Source organism: Streptomyces sp. 5-10, assembly GCF_014712245.1.
Taxonomy (GTDB): Bacteria; Actinomycetota; Actinomycetes; order Streptomycetales; family Streptomycetaceae; genus Streptomyces; species Streptomyces violaceusniger.
Genome location: NZ_JACVYG010000028.1, coordinates 1 through 23,478 on the forward strand (window position 1 = coordinate 1; position 23,478 = coordinate 23,478).

The following is a 23,478-nucleotide window of genomic DNA, read 5'->3' on the forward strand; positions in this document are numbered from 1 at the left end:
GAGCCGGGGCCTCCTGGACCGGCTCGGGAGCCGGGGCCGGGGCGGCCGGGGCCTCGGCGGGCGCGGCGGCCGGAGCGGCACCGGCGGCGCCGATCACGGCCAGCTTGGCGCCGACCTCGGCGGTCTCGTCCTCGCCGACCAGGATCTCCAGCAGGGTGCCCGCGGTCGGGGCCGGGATCTCGGTGTCGACCTTGTCGGTGGAGACCTCGAGCAGCGGCTCGTCGGCCTCGACGGACTCGCCGACCTCCTTGAGCCAGCGGGTCACGGTGCCCTCGGTCACGCTCTCGCCGAGCGCGGGGAGGACCACATCGGTGCCCTCGGCGCCACCGGCCGGAGCGGCGGCGGCAGCGGGGGCAGGGGCGGGGGCCTCGGCGGCGGGCGCCGGGGCGGGCTCGGGCTGAGCCGCCGGAGCGGGCTCGGCCGCGGGGGCGGGGGCCTCGGCCGGGGCCGCGCCGCCGTCGTCGATGACGGCCAGCTCGGCGCCGACCTCGACCGTCTCGTCCTCGGCCACCTTGATGGACGTCAGCACACCGGCCGAGGGGGCCGGGATCTCGGTGTCGACCTTGTCGGTCGACACCTCGAGCAGGGGCTCGTCGGCCTCGACGCGCTCACCTTCGGCCTTGAGCCAGCGGGTGACGGTGCCCTCGGTCACGCTCTCGCCGAGCGCCGGCAGGGTTACGGAAACCGCCATGGTGTTCGGTTGCTCCTTAACGATCTTTGGATGGTTCGCGCTCGGGATGCGTCAGTCGTGGGAGTGCAGCGGCTTGCCGGCCAGGGCCAGGTGGGCCTCGCCGAGCGCCTCGTTCTGGGTCGGGTGGGCGTGGACGAGCTGCGCGACCTCGGCCGGCAGCGCCTCCCAGTTGTAGATCAGCTGAGCCTCGCCGACCTGCTCGCCCATCCGGTCACCGACCATGTGGACGCCGACGACGGCACCGTCCCGTACCTGCACGAGCTTGATCTCGCCCGCGGTCTTGAGGATCTTGCTCTTGCCGTTGCCCGCGAGGTTGTACTTCAGGGCGACGACCTTGTCCGCACCGTACAGCTCCTTGGCCTTGGCCTCGGTGATGCCGACGGAGGCGACCTCGGGGTGGCAGTAGGTCACCCGCGGCACGCCGTCGTAGTCGACCGGCACCGGGTTCAGACCGGCCAGCCGCTCCGCCACCAGCATGCCCTCGGCGAAGCCGACGTGGGCCAGCTGGAGGGTGGGGACCAGGTCGCCGACGGCGGAGATGGTCGGCACGTTGGTCCGCATGTACTCGTCGACGAGGACATAGCCGCGGTCCATGGCGACCCCGGCCTCCTCGTAGCCGAGCCCCTGCGAGACCGGGCCGCGGCCGACGGCCACCAGCAGCAGCTCGGCCTCGAAGGTCTTGCCGTTCTCCAGCGAGACCTTGACGCCGTCGGCGGTGTACTCCACGCCCGAGAAGCGGGAGCCGAGGGAGAAGTTGATGCCGCGCTTGCGGAAGGCGCGCTCCAGCAGCTTGGAGCTGTTCTCGTCCTCGACCGGGACGAGGTGGGGAAGCGCCTCGACGATGGTGATGTCGGCCCCGAAGGACTTCCACGCGGAGGCGAACTCGACGCCGATGACACCGCCGCCCAGCACGATCGCCGACTTCGGCACGCGGTCGAGCACCAGCGCGTGGTCGGAGGAGATGACGCGGTTGCCGTCGATCTCCAGGCCGGGCAGGGACTTCGGCACCGAACCGGTGGCCAGCAGGATGTGGCGGCCGGTGTAGCGCTGGCCGTTCACATCGACCGAGGTCGGGGAGGACAGCCGGCCCTCACCCGTCACATAGGTGACCTTGCGGGAGGCGATGAGGCCCTGCAGACCCTTGTACAGGCCCGAGACCACGCCGTCCTTGTACTTGTGCACACCCTCGATGTCGATGCCCTCGAAGGTGGTCTTCACACCGAATTCCGAGCCCTCGCGGGCCTGGTCGGCGAGCTCACCGGCGTGCAGCAGCGCCTTGGTGGGGATGCAGCCACGGTGCAGACAGGTGCCGCCCAGCTTGTCCTTCTCGATCAGGGCGACGTCCAGACCCAGCTGCGCCGCGCGCAGGGCAGCGGCGTAACCGCCGCTACCGCCTCCGAGGATCACTAGGTCGAAAACGGTGCTGGCGTCGTTCGCCACGTCACGTCCTCCATGCATGGTGCGCCGGGGCCGGCCGTCGGTCGGCCGGGCGGCGGCGTGTGTTCGGCCGCTTCTTGCGTCGGCCCTGGTGTCGGGGGCCCTGTCCTGCCGGGACAACATCTTCGCACTTGTTGGAAGGAGGCGGGACGCGGGGCCGCTGTGTGAGAAATCTCCAGACCCCAGTTCAGGGGTTACTGCTGCGTATCCGGAACGCGAAGCCCCGTCGATTTCGTTGAGGGCGAAATCGACGGGACTTTCGGCCTATGGCGGCGGCCGTCTCGTACGGTCGCGATGCGTCGCCGTGACATGCCGCTGTGTCGCGAGCTTACGGGGGTGTCCGGCGGATCACGCCGAAGCCGCATATCGACGCTTTCCCCTCCCCGCCCCTTCCCGCAGGACCCATATGCGGCTCCGCCGCGTGGCAGGGGCGGACGGCCGCGCGCATCCGGGTCGTCCGGCCCGAGGTCTGGGGCGGAGCCCCACGCGGCGGAGCCGCACATCGACGCTGCGTGGGAAGGGGCGGGGAGGGAAGGAAACAGCCAGCCGGCCGCAGGCGTCGCCTCAGCCGAGGTCGCCGTCGGCGGTGCGCTCGGCCAGCCGGACCAGGGTGCGGACCGCGGCGCCCGTGCCGCCCTTGGGGGTGTAGCCGAACGGACCGGACTCGTTGAAGGCCGGACCCGCGATGTCCAGGTGGCCCCAGGTGATCCCGTCCGCCACGAACTCCTTCAGGAAGATGCCGGCCACCAGACCGCCACCCATGCGCTCGCCCATGTTCGCCAGATCGGCGACCGGCGAGTCGATGCCCTTGCGGAGGTGGTCGGGCAGCGGCATCGGCCAGGACTGCTCACCGACCTCCCCGGCGATCTCGTGGAGCGTGGTGCGGAACGCCTCGTCGTTCGTCATGATCCCGAACGTGCGGTTGCCCAGCGCGAGGACCATCGCACCGGTCAGCGTCGCCACGTCCACGATCGCGTCCGGCTTCTCCTCACCGGCGCGGGTGATCGCGTCGGCGAGCACCAGCCGGCCCTCGGCGTCGGTGTTCAGCACCTCGACGGTCTTGCCGCCGTACATCGACAGCACATCGCCGGGGCGGGTGGCCGAACCCGACGGCATGTTCTCGGCGAGCGCCAGCCAGCCCGTCAGATTGACCCGCAGACCCAGCTTCGCGGCGGTGACGACCGCGGCGAACACGGCGGCGGCACCGCTCATGTCGCACTTCATCGTCTCGTTGTGACCGGCCGGCTTGAGGGAGATGCCGCCCGAGTCATAGGTGATGCCCTTGCCCACCAGGGCGAGCGTCTTCTCGGCCTTGGGGTGGGTGTACGCGATCCGGACCAGCCGCGGCGGGGCGTCCGAGCCCTGGCCGACGCCGAGGATGCCGCCGTACCCGCCCTTCTTGAGCGCCTTCTCGTCCAGCACCTCGGTCTTGAGGCCGTGCTCCTTGGCGGCCGCGACCGCCTCGGCCGCGAAGGCGGCCGGGTTGAGGAGGTTGGACGGGGTGTTGATCAGGTCGCGGGCGCGGTTGACCTCCGCGACGAGGGCGGTGGCGCGCTCGGCGGCCGCCTTGTACGCCTTGTCGCGCGGCTTGCCGCCGACGAGGGCGACCTCGGCGAGCGGTCCGTTGTTCTTCTTGTCCTTGTCCTTGCCCTTGGCGTTGTCGCCGTTGCCGTTGCCGTTGCCGTTGCCGTTGCCCTTGTCGTACGTGTACGCCCCGAGCAGCGCGCCCTCGGCCACGGCGCTGACGCCCGCCGGGTCCTCGATCGGCAGCGCGAACGCGCCCTTCTTCGAACCGGACAGCGCGCGGGCGGCCGCGCCCGCGGCCCGGCGCAGCGTCTCGGCGTCATACCCGTCGCCCTTGGCCGGGACCTCGCCCAGCCCGACCGCCAGCACGACCGGGGCCTTGAGGCCGGACGCGGCGGGCAGCTTGGTCACCTCGCCCTCGGCGCCGGTCGCGCCGAGCGTCTCCAGAACGGCGGCCAGCTTCCCGCCGAACGCCTTGTCCACGGCCTCGGCACCGGCAGCGACGACAGGGCCCTTGGCCCCCTTCGCCACACCGACGACGACGGCGTCCGCGCGCAGTGCCGCGGCGGACGAGGTGCTGAGAGTCAGAGCAGTCACAGTGGTCGGGTCCCTCTTCCGGTAGTTCGTCGGCCGTCATGGATGGGTAGGCCGCGCCCTTCCGCATCGTATGCCTAGGCCCCATTTGGGGCTCGATTCTCCCCCAGCCACCGCTGGGAGGTGGCCCCCGCCGGAAGAGCCAAGCACCCGGCGTGCCTTGGCACTCAGGGCTCCACAGTCGGCGTGCCCTGGGGCTTACCCGCTACGGGTGGCCGGGATAGCCTTCCGCGCGATGGACACCACGCCGGAGCCGCCGCAGCCGCAACCGCAGCCGTCCGCACGCCCGCCGGAGGCCGGGCCCGAGCCCGGGCGGCCGGAGAACTCCGCGCCCTCCGCGCCCTCGGAGCCGTCCGCGACCTCCGAGTCCTCCGCGCCCTCCGAGTCCTCCGAGTCCTCCGAGTCCTCCGAGGGCGCGGAGCAGCAGCCGCCCGACCGGCCGGAGCATCCGCCGCGGCCCGACTACGACCCGCCGCCCGCGCACGCTCCGCGTGCCCCCTGGGGCGACGGGGTCCGCTTCGCGTTCGGCACGCTCACGGTGCTGCCCGTACGGGGCACGCGCTGGGACCGGGAGGCGGCGCACGCGGGGATGTTGTGCGCTCCGCTGGCCGGGCTGGCCGTGGGGCTGTGCGCGGCCGCGGTGGGCGGGGTTTTGCTCTTCCTGGGCGGTGGGCCGCTGCTCGCCGCCGTGGCCACCGCCGCGATACCCGCCGTACTGACCCGCGGCCTCCACCTCGACGGGCTCGCCGACACCGCGGACGGGCTCGGCAGCGGCAAGCCCGCCGAGGACGCGCTGCGCATCATGAAGCGGTCGGACATCGGGCCGTTCGGCGTGATCACGCTGCTGTTCGTCCTGCTCGGGCAGGTGGCGGCCCTGGCCGAGCTGTACGGGGAGGACTGGGCGCACGGCGCGGTCGGGGCGGCCGTGGCCGGTGTCGCCGCGCGCTGCGCCCTGACGCTCGCGGCCCGCGTGGGCGTTCCGGCGGCGCGCCCGGAGGGGCTGGGCGCGGCGGTCGCGGGCGCCGTGCCGTGGCGTTCCGCCGGTGTCGTGGCGGCGGTGACCGTGGTGGGGTGCGCGGTGGTGGCGGTCCCGTTCGGCCCGTACGCCGTCGTCCTCAACGCCTTCGCCGCGCTGGCCGCCCTGGCGGCCGCCGAACTCCTCCTGCACCACTGCCACCGCCGTCTTGGCGGGGTGACCGGCGACGTCTTCGGCGCGCTGGCGGAAGCGGCCGCCACGACGGCCCTGGTGGTCCTGACCTTCGGCTGAGCCCTGCCCTTTCGGCTGAGCCCCACGCTTCGGCTGAGCCCCACCCTTCGGCTGAGGCCTGCCCTTTCGGCTCGGGCCTCCGGTTTCGGCTCGGGCCCCCGCTTCGACTTGGGGCCCACCGCTGCCTCGCGGGTGCCTGCCCCTTCGGCTGGTGCCCCCTTCGGCTGCGGCCCGGCCCCTTTGGCGTGTCCGGCGGATTTGTCCCCTCCCCGCCCCTTCCCGATACAAGGGGCTCCGCCCCTGGACCCCGGGACCTGGGCGGGAGCCCGTCACGTGGCGATGTCGCAGGGAGGTGCGGGGAGGGGAGCAGCGGGGGCTTGGACTCCCGGGGTCTGGGGCGGAGCGCGCCACGTGGCGGAGCTGTATGTCGATGCTGCAGGAAGGTGCGGGAGGGGAGCAGCGGGGGCTGCGCCCTTGGTCCCCGGGGCCTGGGGTGGGGGCTCTGCCCCTGGTCCCCGGGGGCTGGGGCGGAGCCCCAGTTGAGGGAAGGGGCGGGGAGGGGCGGGGAGGGGCGGGGAGGGGCGGGGAGGGGCGGGGAGGGGCGGGGAGGGGCGGGGAGGGGCGGGGAGGGGCGGGGAGGGGCGGGGAGGGGCGGGGAGGGGCGGGGAGGGGCGGGGAGGGGCGGGGAGGGGCGGGGAGGGGCGGGGAGGGGCGGGGAGGGGCGGGGAGGGGCGGGGAGGGGAGCAGCGGGGGTTGCGCCCTTGGTCCCCGGGGTCTGGGGTGGGGGCTCTGCCCCTGGTCCCCGGGGTCTGGGGTGGAGTCCGTCACGTGGTGATGCTGCAGGGAGGTGCGGGGAGGGGAGCAGCGGGGGCTGCGCCCTTGGTCCCCGGGGGCTGGGGCGGAGCCCCAGTTGAGGGAAGGGGCGGGGAGGGGAGCAGCCCGCCGCAGGCGTACGCGTACCGCCGGACACGCCCTAGCCGTCGCGCTCCGGGAGCTCCGCGTGCAGGGCCGCGGCCGCCTGCACGAGCGGTAGGGCGAGCAGCGCGCCCGTGCCCTCGCCGACCGTGACGCCGTGGTCGAGCAGCGGGGTGAGGGCGATGCGGTCGAGGGCCTTCTCCTGGCCCGGTTCGCCGCTGGCCTGACCGGCCAGCCACCAGTCCGGGGCGCGGAACGCCACCCGCTGGGCGACCAGCGCGCAGGCCGCCGAGACGACGCCGTCGAGGATCACGGGGGTGCGGCGTACGGCGCTCTGCAGCAGGAAGCCGGTGATCGCGGCGAGGTCGGCACCGCCGACGGTGGCCAGCAGCTGGAGCTGATCGCCGAGCACCGGGCGGGCGCGGCGCAGCCCATCGCGGATGGCGGCGCACTTGCGCATCCAGGCGAGGTCGTCGATGGCGGCCCCGCCGCGGCCGGTGACCACGGACGCGTCCGTACCGCACAGCGCGGCGATCAGCGTGGCCGCGGCGGTGGTGCCGCCGACGCTGAGGTCGCCGAGGACGAGGAGGTCCGTACCGGAGTCCGCCTCTTCGTCGGCGATGGCCATCCCGGCGCGGAAGGCCCGCTCGGCCTCGTCCAGGGTGAGCGCGTCCTCGACGTCGATCCGGCCGGACGCGCGGCGTACCCGGTGGCGGGTGACCTCTTCGGGGAGGTCTTCGGGGTCGCAGTCCAGCGCCATGTCGACGACGCGGACGGGCGTGCCGAGACGGGCGGCGAGGATGGCGGCCGGGCTCTCGCCGTCGAGCACGGCGCGGACCAGACGGTGGGTGCTCCTGGCGGGGCGGGCGGAGACGCCGAGGTCGGAGACGCCGTGGTCGCCCGCGAAGAGGACGACGCGGGGCTGCTCGACGGGCTTGACCGGCACCCGCTGCTGCGCGGCGGCCAGCCACTCGCCCAGTTCGTCCAGCCGCCCGAGCGCACCCGGCGGCAACGCGAGCCGCTCGCGGCGCTCCTCGGCGTCACGCCGGATGCCCCCGTCGGGGCGCTCGATCAGGTCGACGAAGTCATCGAGATTGAGAGCACTCACCTGGCGAACCCTACCGGGCGCCCCGGGAACCGGTGCGGCGTCCGCCCGTTGAGCCCGGCGCGGCCCCGGGCGACCCCCGTGCCGGGTACGGGCTGGGGCTCGCGTCGGACTACTCGGATCGGCTGCCCGCGCCGCCGTCTCGCGCCTTCGGCGCAATTGAGCAACGGGGGAGGGGGCGGGCGCGCGGGCCGCGTCGCCGGGCGCCGGGCCGGTGGGGGTGAGGCCCGGTGGCGGCTCCGGTGCTCGTGGGCTGGGCCCGTTGCCGAACTGCCGGGGTCCGGGGTACCCCCTCCGAAAACGTTTGACAAATTAGTTGCGCCAGATCAAGTGTTTTCGCGAGGGGTACCCGGAGGGCCCGCCCTGGGGACGACCGGCCCGCAGTCCGGAGGGACCTCGGCCGCCGAAGCGGGAAGCCGCTACCGGCGCCCACCCCCGCCGTCCCGTCGCCCGGCGGCGGTGCCGCGCCCTCGCTGCGCTGCTTGCGCCAGATCAAGTGTTTTCGCGAGGGGGGTGCCCGGAGGGGCCGCCCTGGGGGCGACCGGCCCGCAGTCCGGAGGGGCCTCGGCCGCCGAAGCGGGAAGCCGCTACCGGCGCCCACCCCCGCCGTCCCGTCGCCCGGCGGCGGTGCCGCGCCCTCGCTGCGCTGATTGCGCCAGATCAAGTGTTTTCGCGAGGGGGGTGCCCGGAGGGGCCGCCCTGGGGGCGACCGGCCCGCAGTCCGGAGGGGCTTCGGCCGCCGAGGTGGGAAGCCGTCACCGGCGCCTGCCTCCGTGAACCCGTCGTCCGGCGGCGGTGCCGCGCCCCCGCTGCGCTGCTTTAGTTGCGTCAGATCAAGTGTTTTCGCGAGGGGGGTGCCCGGAGGGGCCGCCCTGGGGGCGACCGGCCCGCAGTCCGGAGGGGCTTCGGCCGCCGAGGTGGGAAGCCGTCACCGGCGCCTGCCTCCGTGAACCCGTCGTCCGGCGGCGGTGCCGCGCCCCCGCTGCGCTGCTTTAGTTGCGTCAGATCAAGTGTTTTCGCGAGGGGGGTGCCCGGAGGGGCCGCCCTGGGGGCGACCGGCCCGCAGTCCGGAGGGGCTTCGGCCGCCGAGGTGGGAAGCCGCCACCGGCGCCTGCCTCCGCGAACCCGTCGCCCGGCGGCGGCGCCGCGCCCCCGCCCCCCGCCCCCCGCCCCCCGCCCCCCGCCCCCCGCCCCCCGCCCCCCGCCCCGCTGCTCAACTGCGCCGAAGGCGCGAGACGAAAGCCGCACTCAACCGAACCGATCAGCCCCCGACCCAGCCCCCAGCCCCCGACCCAGCCCCCAGCCCCCGGCCAGGGCCAGGACCCAGCCCCCGGTCCCGGGAGCGCGATCAGCCGCGCAGCGGCAACGGCTGGCCCGCCACGACCAGCAGCACCTGCTCGCACTCCTCGGCGAACGCCGCGTTCAGGCGGCCCAGTTCATCGCGGAAGCGGCGGCCGGAGGCGGTCGCGGGGACGATGCCCGCGCCGACCTCGTTGCTGACCGCGACGACCGTACGGGGCGTGGCGCGGACCGCCGCGACGAGGGCGGAGACGCGTTCGCGGAGGGCGCGTTCGCCGCCGTGTGCCCACTTCTCGTCGTCCCAGGCGCTCACGGAGTCCATCGCGTCGGTGAGCCACAGCGCCAGGCAGTCGATGAGCAGCGGTGGGCCGTCCTCGGCCAGCAGCGGGGGCAGGTCGCAGGTCTCGGCGGTGCGCCAGGAGCCGGGGCGGCGGTCGCGGTGGGCGGCGACGCGGGCGGCCCACTCGGGGTCGCCCGCGCGGGTGCCGCCCGTGGCGACGTACAGGACGTCGGGGAACGCGGCCAGCCGCCGTTCCGCCTCCAGGGACTTGCCGGACCGGGCGCCGCCCAGCACCAGCGTGCGGCGCGGCAGGTCCGGCACCGCGTGGTACTCGCCGACGGTCAGCGTCCGCCCGTCCGGCACCGCCCGGGCGCCCGCCGTGGCGAGGCGGCGGTGCAGCTCCCGGCCGGGCGGGGCGGTGTGGTCGAGGTGGACGGCCAGCACGTCGGTGGTGGCGCCCACGGTGCCCGAGGCGCGCAGGGCGGCCAGCGCGTCGGGGCGGCCCAGCACGTCGAGCAGCACCATGTCGTACGGCTCGGCCCGGTCCGGGAGCCCGGCGGCGGCCGCGCCCGGCGGGAGGTACAGCAGCCGGGTGCCGTCGGGCCCGGTGACCTCGTAGCCGGTGCCGGGGGAGTCCAGCGCGACCGCCCGCACCCGGTGGCCGCTGATCAGGGACAGGGTGCGGCCGTCCGGCACCCGGCCCGGCGCCGGCAGCCCGGCCGGGAACTCGACGGCCGGGCCCGCGTGCGGATGGGAGAGCAGCACCTGCCGTACGCCCACCAGCGAGTACCCGGCCCGCGCGGCGGCGAGGGCGGCCCCCGGGGTGAGGTCGATCAGCAGCGCGCCGTCGATCAGCAGCGAGGTGGCGGCCCGTGCCTCATCGCCGACGGCGGCGGCACAGGCGGCGCAGGGGCAGCCGTGGCGCGGCAGCCCGTCGGGGGCCCCGGTGCCCAGAAGAGTGAGTTCCACGCCCCGATCGTCTCGCGTCCGTTCCCACGGGTCGCGCGGGGCCACCCCGTACGGAGTGATCAGTCACCTAGGCTGCGGGCAGGCATCAGCTGTGGACCGGCGGGTATCACCTGTGGGCCGGCGGGATGGAGGAGGCTGGAATGGCGTGGACATGGCGGTTCGAGAAGTCCGACGGGACGGAGACGAAGCCCGCGGTGCAGCCGGAGGAGTTCCCGACCCAGGGGGACGCGGAGTCGTGGATCGGTGAGGAGTGGCGGGAACTCCTCGAGGGAGGCGCGGAGCAGGTGACCCTCTTCGAGGACGGTAAGAAGATCTACGGCCCGATGAGCCTGCGCGCCGAATAGGCGAGAACACGGGGTGGCGGTCCGCACCGCCACCCCACCCCGCCCCATCCGGCCCGGCTCAGCCGCGCACCCCGCACAGATGCAGCAGCGCCGCCACCGCCCGGTAGGGGTCCGTGCGGCCGGCCCGCTCCTCGGCCGTCAGCAGCCGCTCCCACTCCGGGGAGCCCGGCGGCTCCGCGTCGTCCGGGGCGAGGTCGGTGAAGACCCGCACGCCGTACCAGGCGCGCAGCGGCGCCCCGATCGCGGTGAGGGTCTCGGTCAGCTCCTCGCGCCGGTCGGCGCGCACCGGCAGCCCGATCCGGTTGGTGTACGAGGGGGAGTCGAAGGCGGCCAGCGCGGTGTCGAAGTCCCCGGCAAGACCCGGCCGCATCGCCAGCGCGTCACCGTTGCGCACCAGCAGCGAGAGCAGACCGCCGGGGGCCAGCACCCGGGCCAGCCCGGCGAGCAGCGGATCCGGTTCGGGCACGTACATCAGCACGCCGTGGCACAGCACCACATCGAAGGTGCCCGGCAGGAAGTGTGCCCCGGTCTCCCGGCCGTCGCCCTCGATCAGCCGCACGCGTCTTCGGATGCCCTCGGGCTCGTCGGCGAGCGCGGTGCGGGCCGCCTCCAGCATGGTGGCGTCGGACTCGAGACCGGTCACCTCATGGCCCGCGCGGGCCAGCCGCAGGGCCTGGGTGCCCTGGCCGACGCCCACGTCGAGCACCCGCAGCCGCTGCCCCACCGGGAAGCGTGCGGTGATCTGCTCATCGAGCTGATGGGCGACCAGCGCCTGCCGGACGGTGTTCCGCAGGCCCCCGAGGTGGCTCAGCCAGCCCGCCGCCCCGCCGGTGAAGCCGGAGGGTTGGCCGCTCAGGGCCGCTCTCCGCGCTTGACCTGCGGTTTGGGCAGCCGCAGCCGACGCATCTGGAGGGTGCGCATCAGGGCGTACGCCACCGCGCCGCGCAGGTTCTCGTCGGGGAAGCGCTTGCGCAGCTGCCGCTTGAGCTGGACGCCGAGGACGAGCGAGTTGATCACGATGAGGACGATGACCACCATCCACACCAGCAGCACATAGCTCTGCATGGCCCCGGCCCGGATCATGCTCAGGACCAGGATGACCACCGCGAGCGGCAGGAAGTACTCGGCGACGGAGAACCGCGAGTCCACGAAGTCGCGGGCGAAGCGCCGCACCGGACCCTTGTCGCGGGCCGGCAGATACCGCTCGTCACCCCCGGCCAGCGCCTCACGCTGCCGGGCCAGATCGGCGCGGCGGGCCTCGCGCGCACGCTTCGTGGCGTCCTTACGGTTGGCCGGCGTCTTCGCCAGGCTGCGGCGCTGCGACTGGGCCTCGCTCCGCTTGGGAGTGGGGCGGCCCTTGGGCGCCTGCGGGTCACGGGTCTGCTGCGGCTGGTCCGCGGTCACCTTGGTGGTAGCGGCCTGCTCATCCTTGGAACGGCTTCGGAACACAAGGCCCAAGGGTACGGGCTGCGGGGTGTGCGGCCCATCCTCAGGGGGAACGATCAGGCAACGGAGTCCCGCCCTAACCGGGACACAGGGGGCGCACTCCTCCTTGCGCCGGAGGCTCCGGACGTCTGATCGTCCCTGCGGAGGAGCGCGAGCGGGCTCGAACAGTGCGGTAATGGAAGCAGGGCCCGTAGGCTGGGTCTGTTGGAGTGCCGGAGTCACACGTCCGTCAGAAGGGGGCGCGCGAGGCCCATGAGCGGTGTCATGAAGCGTATGGGGATGATCTTCCGCGCGAAGGCCAACAAGGCCCTGGACCGGGCCGAGGACCCGCGCGAAACCCTTGACTACTCGTACCAGAAGCAGCTGGAGCTGCTCCAGAAGGTGCGCCGCGGTGTCGCCGACGTGGCGACCTCGCGCAAGCGCCTGGAGCTGCAGCTCAACCAGTTGCAGGGCCAGTCCACCAAGCTGGAGGACCAGGGCCGCAAGGCGCTCGCGCTCGGCCGGGAGGACCTGGCCCGCGAGGCGCTGTCGCGCCGTGCCGCGCTGCAGCAGCAGGTCACCGACCTGGAGACCCAGCACCAGACGCTGCAGGGCGAGGAGGAGAAGCTGACCCTGGCCGCCCAGCGGCTCCAGGCCAAGGTCGACGCCTTCCGTACGCGCAAGGAGACCATCAAGGCCACCTACACCGCGGCCCAGGCCCAGACCCGCATCGGCGAGGCGTTCTCCGGCATCTCCGAGGAGATGGGCGACGTCGGCATGGCGATCCAGCGCGCCGAGGACAAGACGGCGCAGCTCCAGGCGCGCGCGGGCGCGATCGACGAGCTGCTGGCCTCCGGCGCCCTGGACGACCAGTCCGGTATGGCCAAGGACGACATCGCGGCCGAGCTGGACCGGATCTCCGGCGGTACGGACGTGGAGCTGGAGCTTCAGCGGATGAAGGCCGAACTGGCCGGCGGCAGCCCGCAGCAGGCGATCGAGGGCGGCAAGGCGGACGAGTCCCAGCAGTCCCGGACCCAGCACAAGTTCGACAAGCAGTAGCCCGCGCCCCCGCCTGGGCGAGGTCTCCAAGGAGGTCGTCATGATCGTACGGATCATGGGGGAGGGCCAGGTGCGGGTGGCGGAGAGCCATCTGCCCGGACTGAACAGGCTGGACGACGAACTGCTCGCGGAGATCGAGGGCGGCGATCACGAGGGCTTCCGGAGGACCCTGGGCGCGCTGCTGGGCGCGGTGCGCTCGGCCGGTGAGCCCCTGCCCGACGACGCGCTCCAGCCGTCCGAGCTGATCCTCCCCGCCGCCGACGCGACCCTCGAGGAAGTCAAGGCGATGCTCAAGGACGACGGCCTCATTCCGGGCTAGTGCGGCGCGCTCCCGGATCCACACTCCAGCACAGGTCGTTACCTCTCCGCACCGGCCGGGTACGGGCCGCCCGGGAAGCCGGGCGGCCCCCGCGGCCCTTACCGTTGGATTCCGTGACTCCCCTCGCCGTCGGGCCGGGCCTGGCCCGTCCGCACCGCTGGCTGTGCGCCCACCCCCGAGCCCTGGACACCCTGGTGGCGCTGGGGGTGCTCGCGTTGATCCTGATCGGCGCGGTGGCCGGCCCGCGCATGCGCCACCAGCCGCTGGGCCCCCTCTTCGTGCTGCTGGCCGTGCTCGCCGCCGCCTCGCTGGTGCTCCGCCGCGAGCTGCCCCGCGGGGTGCTCGCCTTCAACGTGGCGCTCACCCTCACCGAGCTCGTCACCAATGACGTGGGCCCGCCGCGCACCTCGATCGTGTTCGGGGTCGTGGTGGCGCTCTACACCGTGGCGGCCAGCACCGACCGCCCCACCACCTGGCGGCTCGGCGCCGCCACGGCCGTGCTGCTCACCGGGGTGGGGATGCTCTTCGCGCTCAACCCCTGGTACTCACAGGAGAACTGGGGCCTGTTCGCGTGGACCGGGCTGGCCGCGGCCGCCGGTGACGCGGTGCGCAGCCGGCGGGCCTATGTCGCCGCCATCGAGGAGCGGGCGGTCCGCGCCGAGCGCACCCGCGAGGAGGAGGCGCGCCGCCGGGTCGCCGAGGAGCGGCTGCGGATCGCCCGTGAGCTGCACGATGTCGTGGCGCATCACATCGCGCTGGTCAACGTCCAGGCCGGGGTCGCCTCCCACGTCATGGACAACCGCCCGGACCAGGCCAAGGAGGCGCTCGCGCACGTACGGCAGGCGAGCCGTTCGGCGCTGGAGGAGCTGCGGGCCACGGTCGGCCTGCTGCGGCAGTACGGCGACCCCGCCGCCCCCACCGAACCGGCCCCCGGCCTCGCCGTGCTGGACCAGCTCGTGGACGGCTTCGTACGGGCCGGGATGCGGGTCCGGGTCCGGGCGGAGCCGCCGGAGAAGCTGGGCCCGCTGCCGGGCTCGGTGGACCTCACGGCCTACCGCGTGGTCCAGGAGGCGCTGACCAATGTGCACAAGCACGCCGGGCCCGGGGCCACGGCCCAGATCCGCATCGCCCGGGTCGCGGACGCCCTGGAGGTCACGGTCGAGGACGACGGGGCGGGGACGCGGACCGAGGGCCCCGAGGAGGCGCCGGAGGGCGCGGACGGGTCCGTGGAACCCCGGGCGGACGGTACGGCGATCGGTGGCGGCGGACACGGCCTGCTGGGGATGCGCGAGCGGGTGACCGCGCTGCGCGGCGGCTACGAGGCGGGGCCCCTGCCCGAGGGCGGTTTCCGGGTGCGGGTGAGACTTCCCCTGCAGCCGCGTAGGGGAGGGGACTCATGACGATCAAGGTGCTGCTGGCGGACGATCAGGCGCTGCTGCGCAGCGCGTTCCGCGTCCTGGTGGACTCCGAGCCGGACATGGAGGTGGTGGGCGAGGCGTCCGACGGCGCGGAGGCGGTGGAGATCGCCCGCGCCCGGGGCGCCGACGTCGTCCTGATGGACATCCGGATGCCCGGTACGGACGGGCTGGCCGCCACCCGCATGATCACCGAAGACTCGCAGCTCAAGGACGTACGGGTGGTCATGCTGACGACCTTCGAGGTGGACGAGTACGTGGTGGACTCGCTGCGGGCGGGGGCCAGCGGCTTCCTCGGCAAGGGGGCCGAACCCGATGAGCTGCTCGCGGCGATCCGCATCGCGGCGGCGGGCGAGGCGCTGCTGTCCCCGGCCGCGACCAAGGGGCTGATCGCCCGCTTCCTGGCCCAGGGCGACGGGAGCGGCGACGAGGGTGCGTACGACTCCTCACGGCTGGACGCCCTGACCGTGCGCGAACGCGAGGTCCTGGTCCAGGTGGGGGGTGGGCTGTCCAACGACGAGATCGCCGCCCGGCTGGAGGTCAGCCCGCTCACGGTCAAGACGCATGTCAACCGCGCGATGGCCAAGCTGAGCGCCCGCGACCGCGCCCAGCTGGTGGTGATCGCCTACGAGACGGGCCTGGTCCGCGCAGGGTCGTAGCGCTGTGGTTTCCCCTCCCCACCCCTTCCCGAACCCGGGGCTCCGCCCCAGCCCCCGAACCCGGGGCTCCGCCCCAGCCCCCGGACCGGGGCTTCGCCCCAGCCCCCGGCTCGGGGCTCCGCTCCAGCCCCCGGGTCGGGGTTCTGCCCCAGCCCCCGGGTCGGGGTTCTGCCCCAGGCTCCGGGTCGGGGTTCTGCCCCAGGCTCCGGGTCGGGGTTCTGCCCCTGACCCTGGATTGGGGTTTTGCCCCAGGCTCCGGGTCGGGGTTCTGCCCCTGACCCTGGATTGGGGTTTTGCCCCAGGCTCCGGGTCGGGGTTCTGCCCCTGACCCTGGATTGGGGTTTTGCCCCAGGCTCCGGGTCGGGGTTCTGCCCCTGACCCTGGATTGGGGTTTTGCCCCAGGCTCCGGGTCGGGGTTCTGCCCCTGACCCTGGATTGGGGTTTTGCCCCAGGCTCCGGGTCGGGGTTCTGCCCCTGACCCTGGATTGGGGTTTTGCCCCAGGCTCCGGGTCGGGGTTCTGCCCCTGACCCTGGATTGGGGTTTTGCCCCAGGCTCCGGGTCGGGGTTCTGCCCCTGACCCTGGATTGGGGTTTTGCCCCAGGCTCCGGGTCGGGGTTCTGCCCCTGACCCTGGATTGGGGTTTTGCCCCAGGCTCCGGGTCGGGGTTCTGCCCCTGACCCTGGATTGGGGTTTTGCCCCAGGCCCTGGGCCGGGGCTCTGCCCCAGCCCCCGGATTGGGGCTCTGCCCCTGACGCCGGGCCGGGGCTCTGCCCCAGCCCCCGGATTGGGGCTCTGCCCCTGACGCCGGGCCGGGGCTCTGCCCCTGACGCCGGGCCGGGGCTCTGCCCCTGACGCCGGATTGGGGCTCTGCCCCTGACGCCGGATTGGGGCTCCGACCCAGGCCCCCTGGATCGAGGCTCCGCCCCTGACGCCGGGTCGGGGTTCTGCCCCAGGCCCCGGATCGGGGCTCCGTCCCTGACCCTGAAACCGGGGCTCCGCCTCAGGCCCCGGATTGGGGCTCCGCCCCTGACGCCGGGTCGGGGGTCTGCCCCGAACACCGGGGGCTGGGGCGGGGCCCCAGTTGTGGGAAGGGGCGGGGAGGGGAAAGCAGCCCGCCGCAGGCGTCACGACCGCGCGCCCCGCCCCCATCGCCGGACGACGCTGCCCGCCTACGGCAGCGCCAACATCCGCTCCAGCGCCAGCTTGGCGAAGTGCTCGGTCTCCTTGTCGACCTGGATGCGGTTGACCACCTTGCCGGCCACCAGCGACTCCAGCGCCCACACCAGATGCGGCAGATCGATCCGGTTCATGGTCGAGCAGAAGCAGACCGTCTTGTCGAGGAAGACGATCTCCTTGCCCTGGTCGGCGAAACGATTGGCCAGGCGCCGTACGAGGTTCAGCTCGGTGCCGATCGCCCACTTCGAACCGGCCGGGGCGGCCTCCAGGGCCTTGATGATGTACTCGGTCGAGCCCACGTAGTCCGCGGCCGCCACGACCTCGTGCTTGCACTCGGGGTGCACCAGCACGTTCACACCCGGTATGCGCTCGCGCACATCGTTGACCGAGTCCAGCGAGAAGCGGCCGTGCACCGAGCAGTGGCCGCGCCACAGGATCATCCTGGCGGCGCGCAACCGCTCGGGGGTGAGCCCGCCGTTCGGCTTGTGCGGGTTGTAGACGACGCAGTCCTCCAGCGACATGCCCATGTCGCGAACCGCCGTATTGCGCCCCAGGTGCTGATCGGGCAGGAACAGCACCTTCCGGCCCTGCTGGAACGCCCACTCCAGCGCCCGCTGGGCATTGGAGGAGGTGCAGATCGTGCCGCCGTGGCGACCGGTGAACGCCTTGATGTCGGCGGAGGAGTTCATGTACGAGACGGGCACCGTCACATCCGCCACACCGGCCTCGGTGAGCACCTCCCAGCACTCGGCGACCTGCTCGGCCGTGGCCATGTCGGCCATCGAGCAGCCGGCCGCCAGATCGGGGAGCACGACCTGCTGGGCGTCGCCGGTGAGGATGTCGGCGGACTCGGCCATGAAGTGCACACCGCAGAAGACGATGTACTCGGCGTCCGGCCGCGCGGCCGCGTCCCGGGCGAGCTTGAAGGAGTCGCCGGTGACATCGGCGAACTCGATGACCTCGTCGCGCTGGTAGTGGTGGCCGAGCACGAAGACCTTGTCCCCGAGCTTCTCCTTGGCCGCGCGGGCGCGGGCCACCAGATCCGGGTCGGAGGGCGCCGGGAGGTCTCCCGGGCACTCCACGCCGCGCTCGCTCCGGGGGTCGGCCTCCCGGCCGAGAAGCAGCAGAGCGAGCGGGGTCGGCTGCACGTCGAGGGGTTGGGCGGTGGTCACGTCACGCACCCTTCTTTCTTCGATGGGACTTCACTGGGGACCCTAATCGTCAAAATGACGCTATCTATCATAGCTTCTTCACGTCACGTTGACGAGAGGCATTGTGTCGATGTGACGCATTCCGGTGTGTCCGCCCGTATGCGAGCATGAAGGGCAACAGGAGATAGGCGCTTGGGCCCGGAATGAATCCGGGACGCCGTTGGTTTGTGCCATCGGCAAGCAGTCCGTACGACCCGGGAGAGAAGCAGATGACCGTTCAGGACGAGACCACCGCGAGCGAGGGCATCATCCTGTCCGACGCCGCCGCGTCGAAGGTCAAGAGCCTGCTGGAGCAGGAGGGCCGCGACGACCTCGCGCTGCGCGTCGCCGTCCAGCCCGGCGGCTGCTCCGGCCTGCGCTACCAGCTCTTCTTCGACGAGCGTTCGCTCGACGGCGACGTCGTCAAGGACTTCGGCGGCGTGAAGGTCGTGACCGACCGCATGAGCGCCCCGTACCTGGGCGGTGCCTCGATCGACTTCGTCGACACCATCGAGAAGCAGGGCTTCACCATCGACAACCCGAACGCCACGGGCTCCTGCGCCTGCGGCGACTCCTTCAGCTGAGCCCCCGGGCGCGGCGGAGAAACAACGCGACACAACGCGACACAACGCGACGGAAGGGGGCGGGCCCATCGGGCCCGCCCCCTTCCGCCATGTCCCGGGCGTTCCGCTCACTTCCGCGGCTCGCTCACTTCCGCAGCGGCACCGTCTTACCGGTGGACCCGTCCACGACCTTCCGGCCGTCCAGCGGCTCCTTCAGCGTCACCTTCTCCTCCAGCTGCTTGGCGATGAGGATGCAGGCCCGCCCCGGATGCTTCGGCTTGCTCTTGAGGTCCAGCGTCACCTTGTCGGAGGTCTCCTTCGCGGAGACCGAGTAGGTGTTGCAGACCCCGCCCCAGAAGCGCAGCGTCAGGGTCTTGTCGTCCACGCTGTACGAGGTGAGGTGATCCGGCTTGGAGGTGCCGTCCCCCTTGCCGGGCGAGGGGGAGTGGCCCGGCTCCTTCGCCTTCTTGATGAACTCGGGCTTCACCGCGGGGTAGGGGAGGGTGACCGCCACCCGGTTGGTCCCGGTCGGCTTGGTCTCGAAGATCCACGACGGGACCAGCGCCCGCCGGCCGTCCACCATGTGCGAGGCGAGGCCGAACGTCACCTTGCGCACGCTCACCTTGCCCGAGGGGCCGTCGCTCCTGCCCGACGTCGAGTTCAGCCGCTGGAGCGCCTGCTCCGCGCCGAGCACCGGGTAGGTGTCGTCCTCCTTGGGCTTCGACAGCGTTCCGCTGCCGCCGACCAGCTGGCCGTCGGCGCCGACCTGCAGATTGGTGCCCCAGCCGTAGGTGGGCAGCTCGCCCACCTTCGGATCCGCGTTCACCATCCGCACGGCGCCGTAGAGGCCGCTCGCGTCCAGCTTGGCGTCCGACAGCCCGAGCGCCTTGAGCACCGGCTCGGCGGCGCTCTGGGCCTTCTCCTCGGAGACGGCCTTGTCGCGGCCCTCGGCGGCGCCGTTGTCAGCGCGCTTGTCGCCGTCGCGGTAGGTGGGGCAGCTCTTGTCGGGCTTGTCCGCCCCGTCGCCCTTGTCGGTCCGCGGCGCCTTCTTCCCGTCCGGGCGGACGCAGGACGTGTCGCCCGGCGTCCCATAGCGCGAGTACGACCAGCTGCCCGGCCCGATCTGGCTCACCCGCAGCGTCGGGCCGCTCGCGTCCGGGGCGCCGCCCACCTTCCAGTACCCGTGGTCGGCGCGGGGGCTGCCCGAGACGTCCAGGGCCTTCGCCAGCCGCGCCACATCGGCCTTGGTGACCTTCGGGTCGGTCAGGTACACCGGGGCCTCATCGGGCCCGTCCGGCAGCTTGCCCGTCACCACATAGCGGCCGCCGTGCGGGTCGGGCTCACCGGGCGCGATGCCCTCGTTCCCGCCCCGCTCCCCGCCAGGGGAGGCGTAGGCGTCCAGTGCGAGGGGTTTCGGCGATCCGTCCTCGCCCGACGCGCCCGGACCCCGGGTGCCGCCGTCCGCCGCGGTGGAGGCCCAGTAGGCGCCACCACCACCGGCGACCAGCACCGCTGCCGCCACCGAGACGACGGCCAGCGGCGAGCGCCTTCGCGGCCGGGAAGTGTCGTCATCGGGGGTCTGCGGGGTGTCGGTGTCCTCGGTGCTCACCGTTTCGCTCCTTCGGCTCCGCTCACGTTCTACGGTCCCATCCCTCGCGAGGAGATGCCGATGAGACGGAGCCGCGGCGCGGCCGGTTCCTTCAATCGCCGTAATCGGACATGCCGGCCAGCAGATCGGCCGATGTGGCGGGCACCGTGATCCCCCGAATGCGGGAGGCGGTGACCGGGGAAACGGGCCTGGTGGGCGCGGCCGATACGGTGACCGTCCAGTGCGGCGCCATCCGCGCGCCGTCACCGCGCAGCTCCTCCAGATATTCGGGCTCGATGGCCCCGGTGGCGGGAAAAGCGGGGGTGAGGTGCTGGGGCATGATGCCTCCCGGTTCATAGGGGCTGCCGACGCGTCCCCCGTGCCCACGCACCGTATTCAGCGGAGGTCGGTGAAAAAAGGCCTACTATCGGGTAGTTTCTTCCGTTCGTATGGACCGGGCCGAGCAGATAGCGTGAAGCGTCCGATCTCTCCGCCCCGCAGGAGCGACTCAGTGCGTATCGCCGTAACCGGCTCCATCGCCACCGACCATCTGATGTCCTTTCCCGGCCGTTTCGCCGATCAGCTGGTCGCCGATCAGCTGCATACGGTCTCCCTCTCCTTCCTGGTCGACACCCTCGACGTCCGCCGCGGCGGAGTCGGCCCCAACATCTGTTTCGGCATGGGCGTGCTGGGTCTGCGCCCGATCCTGGTCGGCGCGGCCGGCGAGGACTTCGCCGACTACCGCGCCTGGCTGGACCGGCACGGCGTGGACACCGCGTCCGTGCGGATCTCCGAGGTCCAGCACACCGCGCGCTTCGTGTGCACCACCGACGCCGACCACAACCAGATCGCGTCCTTCTACACCGGTGCCATGAGCGAGGCCCGCCAGATAGAGCTCCAGCCGGTCGCGGAGCGCGTCGGCGGCCTCGACCTGGTGCTGATCAGCGCGGACGACCCGGAGGCCATGGTCCGCCACACCGAGGAGTGCCGCTCGCGCGGCATCGCCTTCGCCGCCGACCCCTCCCAGCAGCTCGCCCGCATGGACGGCGAGGACATCCGGCTGCTGATCGGCGGCGCGGAGTACCTCTTCACCAATGAGTACGAGGCCGCGCTGATCGAGACCAAGACCGGCTGGACCGCGGACCAGATCCTCGCCAAGGTCGGCACCCGCGTCACCACGCTGGGCGCGCAGGGCGTGCGGATCGACCGCGAGGGCGAGGAGCCCGTCGTCGTCGGGTGCCCGGAGGAGGAGCAGAAGGCCGACCCGACCGGCGTCGGCGACGCCTTCCGCGCGGGCTTCCTCTCCGGTCTGTCCTGGAACCTCTCGCTGGAGCGGGCCGCCCAGGTGGGCTGCATGCTGGCGACGCTGGTCATCGAGACGGTCGGCACGCAGGAGTACGAGCTGCGCCGCGGCCACTTCATGGAGCGCTTCGCCAAGGCGTACGGCCATGACGCGGCGGGCGAGATCGCGGCCCACCTCCCCTGACCCCGTCGGGGCGCCCAGGGGGCCGTCGCCCCCTGGGTTTCGCCGCCCCCTGGGCCCCGCCGGTCTCCTGGCGGAGCGGCGGAGTCCACTGCAGTTCGGTTGCGCCCCGAAGGGGCGCGGGGCCGTGTCGATATGCGGCTCCGCCGCGTGCGCGACCAGCTACGACGGCGCCGCAGACGATCCACGGCAGCTCAGGGCACGTCCAGCGGAGTTATGCGGCTCCGCCGCGTGGCAGGGGCCTTCGCCCCAGGCCCCGGGGTCTGGGGCGGAGCCCCAGTTGCGGGAAGGGGCGGGGAGGGGGCAGCCCGCCGCAGGCGTCACGCCCCGCCGGACACCCCTAGGCGCGGCGGCGCACCCGGTACGCCACGCCCCGCTCGGCCGGGCGCTCGCCCTCGTAGGCCTGGCCGCGCATCTCGCACCAGGCCGGGATGTCCAGCCGGGCCGCCTCGTCGTCGGCCAGGACCGTCACCACCCCGCCCACCGGCACCTCGCCGATCACCTTGGCCAGCTCGATCACCGGGATCGGGCACCGCTTGCCGAGCGAGTCGACCACCAGCCCGGGCTCGGGCTCGGGCTCGGGCTCGGGTTCGGGCTGCGGGTCGGCGGCGGCTTCGGCTTCGGCCGCTTTCGGCGCGCCCAGGCGCTCCCTGACCCCCGCCACCACCCCCGGCAGCGCCTCCAGGAACCGGTCCACGTCCGCCTCGGCCGTACCGCGCGGCAGCGAGACCCGGACATTGCCCTCGGACAGCACCCCCATGGCCCGCAGCACATGGCTCGGGGTCAGCGTGGAGGAGGTGCAGGAGGAGCCGGACGAGACCGAGAACTCCGCGCGGTCCAGCTCATGGAGGAGCGCCTCTCCGTCGACATAGAGACAGGAGAAGGTCACCAGATGCGGCAGCCGCCGCTCCGGATCGCCGACCACCTCGACGTCCGGCACCAGCTCCGGCACCCGCGCCCGGATCCGCTCCACCAGCCCCCGCAGCCGCTCCGCCTCGGCGGCGGCCTCCGCCCGGACGGCCCGCAGCGAGGCCGCCGCGGCGACGGTGGCGGGGAGGTTCTCGAACCCCGGGGAGCGGCCCGACTCCCGCTCGTCGGCGGGCTGGACCGTACGGAAGCGCACCCCTTTGCGCACCGCGAGCAGTCCCACCCCCGCAGGACCGCCCCATTTATGTGCACTTGCGGTCAGGAGCGACCAATTGCCCTCCGTGGGGCCCCAGCCCAGCGACTGCGCCGCGTCCACCAGCAGCGGTACGTCCGCCGCCGCGCACTCCTCGGCGGCCTCGGCCACCGGCTGGAGGGTGCCGACCTCATGGTTGGCGGACTGCAGACAGGCCAGCGCCACCCCGCCCGGAGCCTCCCGCAGGGCCGCCGCGTACGCGCCCGGCGCGACCCGTCCCGTACGGTCCACCGGGACCTCGGCGACCGTGCCGCCGGCCGCCTCGTGCGCGGCCGCCGCGTGCAGCACCGAGGAGTGCTCCACGGCGGAGACGATCAGATGGCGACCGGCGCGCCGCCGCCCCGCGAGCGCCCCCGCGATGCCGTCGTGCACCGCGCGGGTCCCCGAAGGAGTGAAGACGAGCTCGTCCGGGCGGCACCCCACGGCCTCGGCGGCCGCCTCCCGCGCGGCGTCCAGCAGCAGCCGGGCCCGCCGCCCCTCCCGGTACAGGCGTGCGGGATCGGCCCACCCCTCGTCGAGTGCGGCGAGGAGCGCCTGCCGGGCGACGGGGTGCAGGGGAGCGGATGAGGCCGCGTCGAAGTAGGACACATAAGAAACGCTAAGCGCTCCGCAAGGAGTGGCGCGAGGTGCGGCCGGTCATCTCCGGCTGCGTCGTGGCTGGTCCCACGTGGCGGAGCCGCATATCGGCACAGCCGCCGCGGAGCCGCGCATCGACACAGCCCCGCGCCCCTTCGGGGCACGACCGAACCGCATCACCCCGGAACCAGGCTCGCACCGGCCCGGAACCAGGCTCGCACCTGCCCGGAGCCGGGGTCGGACCAGGGCCGGAACCAGGGTCGCATCGGCCCGGAGCCGGGGTCGGACCGGGGCCGGAACCCGGGCCGCGCCCGGTCGGAAAAGGCCTCCGGAGCCCGGGATTCCACCCCTTCGAGGAGCGCCCCGGCGCGTTGGGCACCCTCCCCGCGCGACCCCAAATGGCGTCCAGTAGGGTTTGGTCCGCATAAACATCCAAACCCCTGCCCGCACCGGGCCGGCGACCGACCAGACAGACGGCC

The 23,478-nt window shown here is 73.4% G+C and carries 19 protein-coding genes; 8 read left to right on the top strand and 11 right to left on the bottom strand.

Annotated features, from left to right (window positions below; translation table 11 throughout):
* The 3 genes from IEJ02_RS27280 to IEJ02_RS27290 form a co-directional block, all read right to left on the bottom strand.
* Positions 1-691 (bottom strand): biotin/lipoyl-containing protein (locus IEJ02_RS27280; protein ID WP_317985933.1); only part of this gene is annotated, 691 nt, incomplete at its 3' end.
* A gap of 51 nt (positions 692-742) precedes the next feature.
* Positions 743-2,131: a dihydrolipoyl dehydrogenase gene (gene lpdA / locus IEJ02_RS27285; protein WP_137977615.1), complete on the bottom strand. Its 1,389-nt coding sequence runs from the start codon at positions 2,129-2,131 to the stop codon at positions 743-745.
* 561 nt (positions 2,132-2,692) lie between these two features.
* The gene (locus tag IEJ02_RS27290; RefSeq protein WP_191067282.1) at positions 2,693-4,249 is read right to left on the bottom strand and encodes a leucyl aminopeptidase; all 1,557 of its coding nucleotides are present in this window, start codon (positions 4,247-4,249) and stop codon (positions 2,693-2,695) included.
* A gap of 232 nt (positions 4,250-4,481) precedes the next feature.
* Between IEJ02_RS27290 and IEJ02_RS27295 the strand changes: the two genes are divergently transcribed.
* Positions 4,482-5,513 carry an adenosylcobinamide-GDP ribazoletransferase gene (locus tag IEJ02_RS27295; RefSeq protein ID WP_191067283.1) on the top strand — a complete coding sequence of 344 codons (1,032 nt, stop codon included), beginning with the start codon at positions 4,482-4,484 and terminating at the stop codon, positions 5,511-5,513.
* Positions 5,514-6,426: 913 nt separating this feature from the next.
* On the opposite strand, the gene cobT is transcribed toward IEJ02_RS27295, so the two are convergent.
* Both cobT and IEJ02_RS27305 read right to left on the bottom strand, forming a co-directional pair.
* A complete protein-coding gene (gene cobT, locus IEJ02_RS27300; protein WP_191067284.1) occupies positions 6,427-7,476 on the bottom strand; it encodes a nicotinate-nucleotide--dimethylbenzimidazole phosphoribosyltransferase in 1,050 nt (349 codons plus the stop codon).
* Positions 7,477-8,821: 1,345 nt separating this feature from the next.
* Positions 8,822-10,021: a bifunctional adenosylcobinamide kinase/adenosylcobinamide-phosphate guanylyltransferase gene (locus tag IEJ02_RS27305; RefSeq protein ID WP_191067285.1), complete on the bottom strand. Its 1,200-nt coding sequence runs from the start codon at positions 10,019-10,021 to the stop codon at positions 8,822-8,824.
* A gap of 140 nt (positions 10,022-10,161) precedes the next feature.
* Here IEJ02_RS27305 and IEJ02_RS27310 point away from each other — a divergent pair, with 140 nt between their 5' ends.
* Complete coding sequence (locus tag IEJ02_RS27310; RefSeq protein ID WP_046084445.1) at positions 10,162-10,365, top strand: hypothetical protein; 204 nt, start codon at positions 10,162-10,164, stop codon at positions 10,363-10,365.
* Between the two features lie 58 nt (positions 10,366-10,423).
* Here IEJ02_RS27310 and IEJ02_RS27315 read toward each other — a convergent pair whose 3' ends face one another.
* Together IEJ02_RS27315 and IEJ02_RS27320 are read right to left on the bottom strand one after the other, a co-directional pair.
* Positions 10,424-11,158 carry a class I SAM-dependent methyltransferase gene (locus IEJ02_RS27315; RefSeq protein WP_191067352.1) on the bottom strand — a complete coding sequence of 245 codons (735 nt, stop codon included), beginning with the start codon at positions 11,156-11,158 and terminating at the stop codon, positions 10,424-10,426.
* Between the two features lie 59 nt (positions 11,159-11,217).
* Positions 11,218-11,814, bottom strand: coding sequence for a DUF3043 domain-containing protein (locus tag IEJ02_RS27320; RefSeq protein WP_137977611.1), 597 nt, complete (start codon positions 11,812-11,814; stop codon positions 11,218-11,220).
* Positions 11,815-12,063: 249 nt separating this feature from the next.
* Here IEJ02_RS27320 and IEJ02_RS27325 point away from each other — a divergent pair, with 249 nt between their 5' ends.
* The 4 genes from IEJ02_RS27325 (at position 12,064) to IEJ02_RS27340 (ending at position 15,242) form a co-directional block, all read left to right on the top strand.
* Positions 12,064-12,849, top strand: a complete 786-nt coding sequence (locus IEJ02_RS27325) for a PspA/IM30 family protein (protein ID WP_174890129.1) — start codon at positions 12,064-12,066, stop codon at positions 12,847-12,849.
* Positions 12,850-12,889: 40 nt separating this feature from the next.
* Positions 12,890-13,168: a PspA-associated protein PspAA gene (gene pspAA, locus IEJ02_RS27330; RefSeq protein WP_191067286.1), complete on the top strand. Its 279-nt coding sequence runs from the start codon at positions 12,890-12,892 to the stop codon at positions 13,166-13,168.
* Between the two features lie 104 nt (positions 13,169-13,272).
* A complete protein-coding gene (locus tag IEJ02_RS27335; protein WP_191067287.1) occupies positions 13,273-14,568 on the top strand; it encodes a sensor histidine kinase in 1,296 nt (431 codons plus the stop codon).
* The gene (locus IEJ02_RS27340) at positions 14,565-15,242 is read left to right on the top strand and encodes a response regulator transcription factor (RefSeq protein ID WP_191067288.1); all 678 of its coding nucleotides are present in this window, start codon (positions 14,565-14,567) and stop codon (positions 15,240-15,242) included. The genes IEJ02_RS27335 and IEJ02_RS27340 overlap by 4 nt, the downstream gene beginning before the upstream one ends.
* A 1,170-nt stretch (positions 15,243-16,412) precedes the next feature.
* Here the strand turns inward: IEJ02_RS27340 and nadA are convergent.
* Positions 16,413-17,600 (bottom strand): quinolinate synthase NadA, encoded by a 1,188-nt coding sequence (gene nadA, locus IEJ02_RS27345; RefSeq protein WP_191067289.1) that lies wholly within the window; start codon positions 17,598-17,600, stop codon positions 16,413-16,415.
* A 239-nt stretch (positions 17,601-17,839) separates the two neighbouring features.
* Between nadA and IEJ02_RS27350 the strand changes: the two genes are divergently transcribed.
* Entirely contained in the window at positions 17,840-18,193 is a 354-nt protein-coding gene (locus IEJ02_RS27350) for a HesB/IscA family protein (protein WP_020871998.1), read from the top strand.
* A 124-nt stretch (positions 18,194-18,317) separates the two neighbouring features.
* Here the strand turns inward: IEJ02_RS27350 and IEJ02_RS27355 are convergent, their stop codons facing one another.
* Together IEJ02_RS27355 and IEJ02_RS27360 are read right to left on the bottom strand one after the other, a co-directional pair.
* Entirely contained in the window at positions 18,318-19,781 is a 1,464-nt protein-coding gene (locus IEJ02_RS27355; protein ID WP_191067290.1) for a hypothetical protein, read from the bottom strand.
* A 91-nt stretch (positions 19,782-19,872) separates the two neighbouring features.
* A complete protein-coding gene (locus tag IEJ02_RS27360; RefSeq protein ID WP_191067291.1) occupies positions 19,873-20,100 on the bottom strand; it encodes a hypothetical protein in 228 nt (75 codons plus the stop codon).
* A gap of 171 nt (positions 20,101-20,271) precedes the next feature.
* Here IEJ02_RS27360 and IEJ02_RS27365 point away from each other — a divergent pair, with 171 nt between their 5' ends.
* Entirely contained in the window at positions 20,272-21,246 is a 975-nt protein-coding gene (locus tag IEJ02_RS27365; protein ID WP_137977605.1) for a carbohydrate kinase family protein, read from the top strand.
* A 337-nt stretch (positions 21,247-21,583) separates the two neighbouring features.
* Here the strand turns inward: IEJ02_RS27365 and IEJ02_RS27370 are convergent, their stop codons facing one another.
* A complete protein-coding gene (locus IEJ02_RS27370) occupies positions 21,584-23,011 on the bottom strand; it encodes a cysteine desulfurase/sulfurtransferase TusA family protein (protein ID WP_191067292.1) in 1,428 nt (475 codons plus the stop codon).
* Positions 23,012-23,478: the final 467 nt, after the last annotated feature.

Coding starts and splice junctions, on each gene's coding strand:
- IEJ02_RS27295 (WP_191067283.1), top strand. CDS start 4,482: ATGGACACCACGCCGGAGCCGCCGCAGCCGCAACCGCAGCCGTCCGCA.
- IEJ02_RS27310 (WP_046084445.1), top strand. CDS start 10,162: ATGGCGTGGACATGGCGGTTCGAGAAGTCCGACGGGACGGAGACGAAG.
- IEJ02_RS27325 (WP_174890129.1), top strand. CDS start 12,064: ATGAGCGGTGTCATGAAGCGTATGGGGATGATCTTCCGCGCGAAGGCC.
- pspAA (WP_191067286.1), top strand. CDS start 12,890: ATGATCGTACGGATCATGGGGGAGGGCCAGGTGCGGGTGGCGGAGAGC.
- IEJ02_RS27340 (WP_191067288.1), top strand. CDS start 14,565: ATGACGATCAAGGTGCTGCTGGCGGACGATCAGGCGCTGCTGCGCAGC.
- IEJ02_RS27350 (WP_020871998.1), top strand. CDS start 17,840: ATGACCGTTCAGGACGAGACCACCGCGAGCGAGGGCATCATCCTGTCC.
- IEJ02_RS27360 (WP_191067291.1), bottom strand. CDS start 20,100: ATGCCCCAGCACCTCACCCCCGCTTTTCCCGCCACCGGGGCCATCGAG.